This is a genomic window from Mucilaginibacter sp., assembly GCF_964263795.1.
In the GTDB taxonomy this organism is placed as follows: domain Bacteria; phylum Bacteroidota; class Bacteroidia; order Sphingobacteriales; family Sphingobacteriaceae; genus Mucilaginibacter.
Genome location: NZ_CAXVWK010000008.1, coordinates 1 through 9275, shown reverse-complemented (window position 1 = coordinate 9275; position 9275 = coordinate 1). Strand labels below are relative to the sequence as shown.

Below are 9275 nucleotides of genomic sequence, written 5' to 3'. Positions count from 1 at the left end.
AAATATTACTGGAAACACATTTTCGCACCTGATGTGCCTAAGCCACTTTACCTTATCATGTGGCCGGTAGAGCTTGTGGGTATCATTTCCAGACCTTTTGCATTGATGATACGTTTGTTTGCAAACATAACAGCGGGGCACATTATTGTATTAAGCTTAATATCATTGATATTTGTGTTTAAGAGCGCATATGTATCAATAGTATCAGTACCGTTTGTGGTGTTTATGGATGTGCTTGAATTGTTGGTTGCAGCGTTGCAAGCATTTATATTTACATTGCTTACAGCTTTGTTTATAGGCACAGCTGTTGAAGAGCACCACCATTAATAATTTGTAAATAACTATATAATATATATTCACTTTAATTTTAAAACAATGATTGGAAGTATCGCTGCATTAGGTGCAGGTTTAGCAGTAATCGGTGCCGGTATCGGTATCGGTCAGGTTGGTGGTAAAGCAATGGAAGGTATTGCACGTCAGCCGGATGCCGCTTCAAAAATCCAAACTGCAATGATCATCGCTGCCGCTCTTATCGAGGGTGCTGCTTTGTTCGGTGTGGTTGTATCATTCCTGGGCTTAAGATAATATCCCGCCCGGAAACAAATTCATAACCGTATCTGCAGCGGTTGGCGGCAGGTACGGTTATCTTAAACAGACATTTAACTTTAAATAAAACATGGAATTAGTTACTCCTGAAATTGGCTTAGTATTCTGGACCACCATTTCGTTTTTAATACTATTCTTTTTACTGGCTAAGTTTGCCTGGAAACCTATTATGGGCGCCATTGGCGAAAGAGAACGTTCAATTGAAGATGCTTTGCTGAAAGCTGAAGCAGCTAAAGACGAGATGTCTCGTTTAACTAACGAGAACGAAGAGCTGTTGAAAAAGACACGTGCCGAGCGCGATGTTATTTTAGCAGAAGCTAAAAAATTAAAAGACCAGATTGTAAGCGAAGCTAAGGATGCTGCGCATAAAGAAGGTGCCCGCCAGATCGAACTGGCCCGTATCGAGATAAACAATCAAAAAAATATCGCTATGGCTGACGTTAAAAATCAGGTATCGGCATTGTCTATCGAAATTGCAGAGAAGATCCTTCGCAAGCAATTCGAAGACCAGGGCAAACAGGATGCGTTAGTAGCCGATTTGCTAAAAGAAGTGAAATTATAATTAGAGAGTAGTAAGTGGTGAATAGTGAGTAGTTAAAACTCACCACTCGCCACTCATCACTCACCACTAACTAAGATATGTCAGAAGTAACAGTAGCAATTAGATACGCGAAAGCATTGATTGACCTGGCCGACGAGCAAAACGCTGTTGAGGCGGTTAAGGATGATATGGTGCTTTTTTACAAAACTGTACGGAGCAGCCCGGAACTGGGTGCTGTTTTAGCTAACCCGATAGTATCGCACAGCAAAAAGATAGCTATCATAAGTGATGTTTTTGCAAGCCGTGTAAGCGAGGTTAGTTTGGCCATGTTCAAAATAATGGTGAACAAAGGCCGCGGCGAAGTTTTGTACGCAACTGCGCATGAATATATTGCCCTTTATGATATTAAAAACAATATCACCTATGCTAAAGTAGTATCTGCAGCGCCGTTATCAGAAGCTAACAGGCAAAAAATGCAGGACGATGTGCAGACAGCTATCGGTGGTACTATTAAGCTGAACACACAGGTAGATCCGGCGTTAATTGGCGGCTTTGTGCTTACCGTAGGCGACAGGCAGATTGATACCAGTGTAGCCGCCAGCTTAAAGAGAATTAAAAAAGAATTTGCAAGTATTGCAACCAACTAATAACATTAAAACGCTTAAATAATCTCATAATGATAGAGGTAAAACCAGACGAAGTATCAGCAATTTTGCGTCAGCAATTAGCGGGCTTCAAATCAGAATCTGAATTAGAAGAAGTGGGTACCGTGCTCCAGGTGGGTGATGGTATTGCACGTGTTTACGGTTTAACCAAAGTACAATCAGGTGAGCTGGTTGAATTTGATAACGGTTTACAAGGTATCGTGCTAAACCTTGAAGAAGATAACGTGGGTGTGGTATTGTTAGGTAAATCTGACGATATTAAAGAAGGTGATACCGTTAAACGTACTAACCGTATTGCATCTATCAATGTTGGCGAAGGCATGCTTGGCCGTGTTGTTGATACCTTGGGTAACCCTATTGATGGTAAAGGCCCTATTGCAGGCCAAACTTACGAGATGCCTTTGGAGCGTAAAGCGCCTGGTGTAATTTACCGCCAGCCGGTTACCGAGCCTTTACAAACAGGTATAAAAGCGATAGACGCGATGATACCTATCGGCCGTGGCCAGCGTGAGTTGGTTATTGGTGACCGCCAGACAGGTAAAACTGCGGTTTGTATAGATACCATTATCAACCAAAAAGAATTTTATGACGCCGGCCAGCCGGTAACCTGTATATATGTAGCTTGTGGCCAAAAGGCATCAACTGTTGCGAACATTGTACGCACTTTAGAAGAGAATGGTGCAATGCCATACTCAATAGTTGTTGCAGCAAACGCATCAGATTCAGCTACCATGCAGTTCTTCTCTCCGTTTGCAGGTGCTGCAATTGGCGAGTATTTCCGTGATACCGGTCGCCCTGCTTTGATCATCTATGATGATCTTTCTAAGCAAGCGGTTGCTTACCGTGAGGTGTCACTGTTATTGCGCCGTCCACCAGGCCGTGAGGCTTACCCGGGCGACGTGTTTTACCTGCACAGCCGTTTATTAGAGCGTGCTGCTAAGATCAACTCAAATGATAACATCGCGCAGCAAATGAATGATCTGCCAGAGTCTATCAAGCACATTGTTAAAGGTGGTGGTTCATTAACTGCGTTGCCTATCATCGAAACACAGGCAGGTGACGTATCAGCCTATATCCCAACCAACGTAATTTCGATTACTGATGGTCAGATTTTCCTGGAGTCAAACTTATTCCTGGCAGGTATCCGTCCCGCAATTAACGTAGGTATCTCTGTATCACGTGTGGGTGGTAACGCGCAGATCAAATCGATGAAGAAAGTTGCCGGTACTTTGAAACTTGACCAGGCACAATACCGCGAGTTAGAGGCTTTCTCTAAATTCGGATCAGATTTGGATGCATCAACCAAAAACATAATTGATAAAGGTGCCCGTAACGTAGAGATCCTGAAACAAGGCCAGTATTCGCCGGTTACCGTTGAGAAACAAGTTGCCATTATTTATTTGGGTACCAAAAACCTGATGCGTAATGTGCCGGTAAATAAAATCCGCGAGTTTGAAGCAGAATACACCAGCCAGTTAGAGCTGCGCCACCCGGAAGTGTTGGCCGCCCTTAAAGCAGGTAAATTTGATGACCAGTTAACCGGCGTACTGGAAACAGTTGCCAAAGAACTGTCAGGAAGATATAACTAATTTAGTTTTGAGTATTGAGTGATAAGTTTTGAGTTTAAGCTCACTACTCATCACTCAAAACTTACCACTCAAAAAATAGAATGGCTAATTTAAAAGAAGTAAGAAACAGGATAGCATCAGTAAGCTCCACCCAGCAGATCACCAAAGCCATGAAAATGGTTTCGGCGGCTAAGCTGAAAAGGGCTACTAACGCTATTGTTCAACTACGCCCTTACGCTAACAAATTGAACGAGCTGTTGACTAATCTATCGGCAAGTTTAGAGGATGGGGCATCGCCTTATCTGCAACAGCGCGAGCCGGTGCGTGTATTGGTTATTGTGGTATCATCAAATCGTGGTTTGGCAGGTGCCTTTAATACGAACGTTATAAAAACGGCCAATAACCTGATTGCAGAAAAATACAGCGAGCAATTAAGGGCCGGTAATGTATCTATCGTAGCTATCGGTAAAAAAAGCCAGGAGTTTTTTCAACGCCGTAAGTTTAATGTAATTGGTAACAATAACGACTTATATCTCGACCTGAATTTTATTAATGCATCAAAGATCACCGAGTCTATTATGCAGGGTTTCATCAACGGCGACTACGATAGGGTAGAATTGGTTTATAACCACTTCCGTAATGCAGCCGTTCAGTACCAGGTGGCCGAACAATTGTTGCCTGTTCCTGTTCCGGAGGCTAAGCCAAAAGAAGAGAAGCAAAAAGGCGCGCTGATGGAAGCACAGGTTGATTACATACTGGAGCCATCACAAGAAGAGATAGTTGAGCAGCTGATCCCTAAAAATATTAAGATCCAGTTGTACCGTGCCGTTTTAGATTCTAACGCGTCTGAACATGGTGCACGTATGACAGCCATGGATAAAGCTACAGAAAACGCCGGCGACTTATTGAAAGCCTTAAAACTTTCATACAACCAGGCCCGCCAGGCAGCCATCACTACCGAGCTAACAGAGATTGTGAGCGGCGCGGCAGCATTAGGTGGTTGATAATAATTTTGTCAGTTTAAGCTTGTAAAGTACATAACGAATAAAGGCTTTCCATTTGGAAAGCCTTTATTCGTTAATATGGAATGTCATGGTGAGCTTGTCGAACCATAGTAAACGTGCTAAGTGTTCGATAAACTCAGGCTAATCAGTTTATTCCTCTTCCGCTATCTCCTTTATCTTGATCATTGCTTTTGGCCAAACGGTTGCCAAAAACTTTTGAAACTCTTCCGGGATGCTACCTCCTGCCAAATCAACCGTCAAAAGGGTTTTATCTCCATTAGCCGTGAGCGTATAGTTTTCGTACGAGCCAGAGCAAGCCTTAGCGCCATCGCTATCATAGGTTTCTTGGCCATCAATAATTTCGCCAAGCGCTTTAATCGACATGTATTCGTTTGGTACAACTTTTTCGAGCACAGCAAACATACCGCGGCCTTTATCGTCTAAAAAATGCGCTTTGCTACCTTCCTTCCAATCGGTGATAGCGTGTGATCCTTCACAGAAAACTTCAGTCCACCTTTTATAATCTTCATCGGTAAATAAAGTGTTCCAAACTTTTTGAGGTGTAGCGCTAATGTCAATTTTAAATGTTGATTGCTCCATGATGTTTATTATTAATACTATAAAAATGGTGATTATTAGACGATTTGAACGGGTGCAATAGCGACGATTTAAAGGGCTATTTGAGACAGGTTTAATGTTAGTAAAAAGAATACTTTAACATTTGCTTTTGCTTAAGGCTTACATAAATTGCGGCATGAATTTGTATCAAAGCTTAGGCTTCCTGGTGTTTGGCAGCCGGCTAAGGCGCATGAGCGAAACGTTCTTAGCCGAAATAAACCGGATCTATCAAAACCAGGGTATCGATTTTGACGCCAGTTGGTTCCCTGTGTTTTATCTTCTGTCTAAAAACGATTCCTTGTCCATTAAGGAGTTGAGCGATCAAACAGAGGTATCACATCCAGCCGCAAGCCAGCTGATCACTAATTTAAAAAGTCGCGATTTGGTGGAGACTACCGTCAGCGCCGATGACGGGCGCAAGCAGCTGGTTCACTTTACAGAAAAAGGACGCAAGCTACTAATACAGATTTTGCCCGTTTGGGATGCAATTACAGCAAGTATGGCGGGGTTTGCCGGTAGCGATACCGACATTCAAAAGATGTTGCCGGCCATAACAGCATTTGAAGATAACTTCCGGGCATTCGACCTGTCTGGGAAAGTTACTGAAAGATTAAAATCCTAACATAAGCAATTGATTGTCGATAAAATGAACCAACTGATTGAATGCGTGCCTAATTTTAGTGAGGGGGTAAATGTGGCGGTTATTGATCAGATTGCCCATGCTATAAAAAATGTAAATGGGGTGAAGTTATTGAACGTCGATCCCGGCAAAGCGGCTAACCGCACTGTTTTCACATTTGTAGGCAGCCCTGGCGCTGTTGTGGAAGCGGCATATCAGGCTATTAAAATGGCAGGTCAGTTAATTGATATGCGGGCCCAAAAAGGCGAGCACCCACGGATGGGGACTACAGACGTTTGCCCCTTAATACCCATTGCCGATATAACAATGGAAGAAACCGTTGAATACGCAAAGCAATTGGCCGAACGTGTAGGCACAGAATTACAGATTCCGGTTTACTTATATGAGGATGCACAGCCGGATAAGCGCAGGAGCAATCTTTCCGTAATCCGTGCGGGAGAATATGAAGGCTTTTTTATCAAGATCAAACAACCGGGATGGGTGCCTGATTTTGGCCCTGCAGAAAACGATGCAAAGCGCGGGGCAACCGTTATTGGGGCACGTAAGCTTTTAATTGCTTATAACATTAACTTAAACACGCAATCTACGGAGTTAGCTAATGCTATTGCCTTTGATGTCCGCGAATCGGGCCGTAGCAAGCCCGAACGAAAGCCGGGAAAATTAAGAAGTGTGAAAGCCATCGGCTGGTTTATTAAAGAATACAGGGTAGCGCAGGTATCTATGAATTTAACAGATACAACAGTTACGCCAATTCACTTAGCTTTCGATGAAGTTTGCAAAGCTGCAAAAGATCGCGGTGTATCAGTAACAGGCAGCGAGTTAATCGGCCTTATACCGTTAAGATCTCTGGTAGATGCAGGCAGGTATTTTCTCAGAAAACAACAGCTAGACGACAATATTAGCGAAGCTGAGCTGATAGCGGTAGCTGTACAGGCTATGGGACTGGATGAACTTGCGCCATTTGAGCCGAGGGCAAGGATCATCGAATATTTATTGCAGGATAATTAGATGCCAACCGAAAGTGGTGGCATAATTCTTGGTTAATTTATTTAACTAAAAAATCTACAAAACTATGAAAAATGTATTCAAATTATTAATGATAGCGGCATTGTTTGCTGTAGCATCATGCAACAGTAACAGCCCTAACAATAGCGACAGTACTAAGGCGGCTGCAGACAGCAACAAAAAAGAACTGGCCGCAAAAGATTCTACACAGTTTAAAGCTGATTACGAATTTGCTGTTACCGCGGCAAACGGTAGTATCTCGAAGTAGAGTTGGGTAAGTTGGCACAGAAGAAGGCATTAAATCCTAAAGTGCTTGAATTTGCCAGGATGATGATAGAAGATCACTCAAAGGCAAGCAAAGACCTTAAGGCAATTGCTGCCGCTAAGTTTATTACGCTGCCGGCAATTTTATCAAACAAGTTCCAGATGGATTATGATAATATGGCTAAATTAGGCAAAGCAGAATTTGAGCAAAAGTATACCGATTATATGGTTAAAGACCATAAAGAGGATATAGAAGAGTTTAAAAAATAAGCCAACGACGGTAAAGATCCTGAATTAAAAGCCTTTGCCGGAAACACTATTCCGGTTTTAGAGCACCACCTGCAAATGGCTGAACAAGCACAGCAAGCAGTAAAAAAATAAATGACGTATAAAAACAGAGAGCCGCATTTAGCGGCTCTCTGTTTTAGGAAGATTCTGTTTTTAGAAGTGGTACCTCACAAAGGCCTCCATGGCGGCATATTCAGCTAAACCGAGTTTATCATAACTTTGCGCTGTTTCGCGGTTGCGGTCTTCGGCACGCACCCAAAACTCGCGGGCATCATCACCCGGGAACACCGGGCGGTCCTTTTGGCTCTGGTGCTTAAAGATAGCGTTGCGCTTGCGCAGCACCTCGGCAGGCGAAAGCGGCACCGCCATTTCGATCTCATGGGTAGGGAACTCCTGCCATGCACCCCGGTACAGCCACATCCAGCAATCCTGCACCCAGTCCTCGGTTTCCCGCAGGCGCTGCAGGGCAGCAAGGATGATGTTGAAGCAAACGATATGCGTCCCGTTCGGGTCGGCAAAATCACCGGCAGCGAACACCTGGTGCGGTTTGATCTTTTTTAACAACTCCATGGTCAGCAGGATATCCTCTTCCCCAACCGCGTTCTTTTTGGTTTTGCCCGTTTCATAAAAAGGCAAAGCCTGGAAATGGATATTACTGTCCGGCAGCCCCGCGAAGCGGGCGCCCGAGATAGCCTCCGTTTTACGGATGAACCCCTTCACATCACGGATCTCCGGGGTATCCACCTGGTTAGGCAGCTTCCTGTCAATAAAGCGGCGCATGTCTTCATAAATACCCTTCAGTTTAGCCGTATCCTCGCCCACGCTCTCTTTAAAGTCGATAGCGAACTCCATGTACCGTAAAACATCATCATCCCATACAGCGGTGTTTCCCGAGGTTTGATAAGCCACATGCACATCATGCCCCTGGTCTACCAAACGGATGAAAGTACCCCCCATCGAGATCACATCATCATCCGGGTGGGGAGAGAACACGATAGACCGCTTGCGCGCAGGCTCGGCCCTTTCCGGCCGCTGGCTGTCGTCCGCCCCCGGCTTGCCGCCCGGCCAGCCGGTGATGGTATGCTGTACCTGGTTAAAAATATCAATATTGATCTGGTACACCGGCCCCTGCTCCACAGCCAGCTGCGCCATACCATGATTGTTGTAATCCTCTTCCGTTAACTTCAGGATCGGTTTACCCACCACGGCAGAAAGCCAGATCACCGCCTTTTTGCGTAAAGCGTTATCCCAGGTGCAATCCTTCACCAGCCAGGGCGTATCAAAGCGGGTCAGACCCGATGCCGCATCCTCATCCAGCACAAACTCCACATGATCAGACAGCTGCAGGAAGGTAGCCGGCACCTCGCCCGAGATCTCGCCCTCCACCGCTTTCTTAACAATGGGCGCCTTCTTGGCGCTCCAGGCCATCAGGATGATCTCGCGTGCCTTGAAGATGGTGCCCACCCCCATGGTGATCGCTTTGGCAGGCACGTTCTGCTTACCGCCGAAATCGCGCGAAGCATCGTTACGGGTCAGGTCGTCCAGGGTAACCAGCCGGGTGCCCGAGTTGGGGGCCGAGCCCGGCTCGTTAAAGCCGATGTGGCCCGTACGGCCGATCCCCAGGATCTGCAGGTCCAGCCCGCCCAATTCAGACAGCTGGCGTTCATAGTCCAGGCAAAAAGCAGCCACCTCCTCCTGCGATAAGGTACCATCCGGAATATGCACATTAGCCTTATCGATATCGATATGACTGAACAGGTTCTCGTTCATGAAAGTAACATAGCTTTGCACGGCATCCGGCTGCATGGGGTAGTACTCATCCAGGTTAAAGGTGATGACGTTGGCGAAAGACAAGCCTTCGGCTTGGTGCAGCCTTACCAACTCAGCGTATACGCGGATAGGGGTAACACCCGTTGCCAGCCCCAGCACTGCCGGTTTGCCTTCGGACTGCCGGGTGCGGATGAGCGCTGCGATGCGCTGCGCCACTGCTACCGATGCCGTTGCCTGATCGGCATAAACCGTTACCGGCAGCTTCTCATAACGCGTCTCTTCCAATAAGTTTAATCTTGCCATAAT

General features: G+C 45.4%; 11 protein-coding genes and 1 pseudogene. 10 read left to right on the top strand and 2 right to left on the bottom strand.

Features of this window, described 5'->3' with window-relative positions; all coding sequences use genetic code 11:
• From ACE5CV_RS00685 to atpG, 6 genes are all read left to right on the top strand, one after another.
• Nucleotides 1-327, top strand: a 327-nt coding sequence (locus ACE5CV_RS00685) for a F0F1 ATP synthase subunit A (RefSeq protein WP_374948221.1), incomplete at its 5' end; no start/stop codon positions are given.
• Nucleotides 328-375: 48 nt separating this feature from the next.
• Nucleotides 376-585 (top strand): ATP synthase F0 subunit C, encoded by a 210-nt coding sequence (atpE, locus tag ACE5CV_RS00680; RefSeq protein WP_121246414.1) that lies wholly within the window; start codon nucleotides 376-378, stop codon nucleotides 583-585.
• 91 nt (nucleotides 586-676) lie between these two features.
• Nucleotides 677-1168 (top strand): F0F1 ATP synthase subunit B, encoded by a 492-nt coding sequence (gene atpF / locus ACE5CV_RS00675; protein ID WP_374948220.1) that lies wholly within the window; start codon nucleotides 677-679, stop codon nucleotides 1166-1168.
• A 77-nt stretch (nucleotides 1169-1245) separates the two neighbouring features.
• Nucleotides 1246-1794 carry an ATP synthase F1 subunit delta gene (gene atpH / locus ACE5CV_RS00670; RefSeq protein ID WP_374948219.1) on the top strand — a complete coding sequence of 183 codons (549 nt, stop codon included), beginning with the start codon at nucleotides 1246-1248 and terminating at the stop codon, nucleotides 1792-1794.
• A 29-nt stretch (nucleotides 1795-1823) separates the two neighbouring features.
• The gene (gene atpA, locus ACE5CV_RS00665) at nucleotides 1824-3401 is read left to right on the top strand and encodes a F0F1 ATP synthase subunit alpha (RefSeq protein WP_374948218.1); all 1578 of its coding nucleotides are present in this window, start codon (nucleotides 1824-1826) and stop codon (nucleotides 3399-3401) included.
• Between the two features lie 80 nt (nucleotides 3402-3481).
• Nucleotides 3482-4384, top strand: coding sequence for an ATP synthase F1 subunit gamma (gene atpG / locus ACE5CV_RS00660; RefSeq protein WP_374948217.1), 903 nt, complete (start codon nucleotides 3482-3484; stop codon nucleotides 4382-4384).
• A 150-nt stretch (nucleotides 4385-4534) separates the two neighbouring features.
• On the opposite strand, the gene ACE5CV_RS00655 is transcribed toward atpG, so the two are convergent.
• Entirely contained in the window at nucleotides 4535-4984 is a 450-nt protein-coding gene (locus ACE5CV_RS00655) for an SRPBCC domain-containing protein (protein WP_374948216.1), read from the bottom strand.
• 154 nt (nucleotides 4985-5138) lie between these two features.
• On the opposite strand from ACE5CV_RS00655, the gene ACE5CV_RS00650 reads away from it, so the two are divergent.
• The 4 genes and pseudogenes from ACE5CV_RS00650 (at nucleotide 5139) to ACE5CV_RS00635 (ending at nucleotide 7292) form a co-directional block, all read left to right on the top strand.
• A complete protein-coding gene (locus ACE5CV_RS00650) occupies nucleotides 5139-5624 on the top strand; it encodes a MarR family winged helix-turn-helix transcriptional regulator (RefSeq protein ID WP_374948215.1) in 486 nt (161 codons plus the stop codon).
• A 24-nt stretch (nucleotides 5625-5648) separates the two neighbouring features.
• The gene (gene ftcD / locus ACE5CV_RS00645; RefSeq protein ID WP_374948214.1) at nucleotides 5649-6650 is read left to right on the top strand and encodes a glutamate formimidoyltransferase; all 1002 of its coding nucleotides are present in this window, start codon (nucleotides 5649-5651) and stop codon (nucleotides 6648-6650) included.
• Between the two features lie 64 nt (nucleotides 6651-6714).
• Nucleotides 6715-6915, top strand: a complete 201-nt coding sequence (locus ACE5CV_RS00640; protein ID WP_374948213.1) for a hypothetical protein — start codon at nucleotides 6715-6717, stop codon at nucleotides 6913-6915.
• 41 nt (nucleotides 6916-6956) lie between these two features.
• Nucleotides 6957-7292, top strand: a pseudogene (locus ACE5CV_RS00635) (DUF4142 domain-containing protein).
• Nucleotides 7293-7352: 60 nt separating this feature from the next.
• Here ACE5CV_RS00635 and nagB read toward each other — a convergent pair.
• Nucleotides 7353-9272, bottom strand: a complete 1920-nt coding sequence (gene nagB / locus ACE5CV_RS00630) for a glucosamine-6-phosphate deaminase (protein WP_374948222.1) — start codon at nucleotides 9270-9272, stop codon at nucleotides 7353-7355.
• Nucleotides 9273-9275: the final 3 nt, after the last annotated feature.

What these genes read in the sequence shown, in the direction of transcription:
- nagB (WP_374948222.1), bottom strand. Translation starts at nt 9,272, where the DNA reads ATGGCAAGATTAAACTTATTGGAAGAGACGCGTTATGAGAAGCTGCCG.
- ftcD (WP_374948214.1), top strand. Translation starts at nt 5,649, where the DNA reads ATGAACCAACTGATTGAATGCGTGCCTAATTTTAGTGAGGGGGTAAAT.
- atpH (WP_374948219.1), top strand. Translation starts at nt 1,246, where the DNA reads ATGTCAGAAGTAACAGTAGCAATTAGATACGCGAAAGCATTGATTGAC.
- atpF (WP_374948220.1), top strand. Translation starts at nt 677, where the DNA reads ATGGAATTAGTTACTCCTGAAATTGGCTTAGTATTCTGGACCACCATT.
- atpG (WP_374948217.1), top strand. Translation starts at nt 3,482, where the DNA reads ATGGCTAATTTAAAAGAAGTAAGAAACAGGATAGCATCAGTAAGCTCC.
- atpA (WP_374948218.1), top strand. Translation starts at nt 1,824, where the DNA reads ATGATAGAGGTAAAACCAGACGAAGTATCAGCAATTTTGCGTCAGCAA.
- ACE5CV_RS00650 (WP_374948215.1), top strand. Translation starts at nt 5,139, where the DNA reads ATGAATTTGTATCAAAGCTTAGGCTTCCTGGTGTTTGGCAGCCGGCTA.
- atpE (WP_121246414.1), top strand. Translation starts at nt 376, where the DNA reads ATGATTGGAAGTATCGCTGCATTAGGTGCAGGTTTAGCAGTAATCGGT.
- ACE5CV_RS00655 (WP_374948216.1), bottom strand. Translation starts at nt 4,984, where the DNA reads ATGGAGCAATCAACATTTAAAATTGACATTAGCGCTACACCTCAAAAA.
- ACE5CV_RS00640 (WP_374948213.1), top strand. Translation starts at nt 6,715, where the DNA reads ATGAAAAATGTATTCAAATTATTAATGATAGCGGCATTGTTTGCTGTA.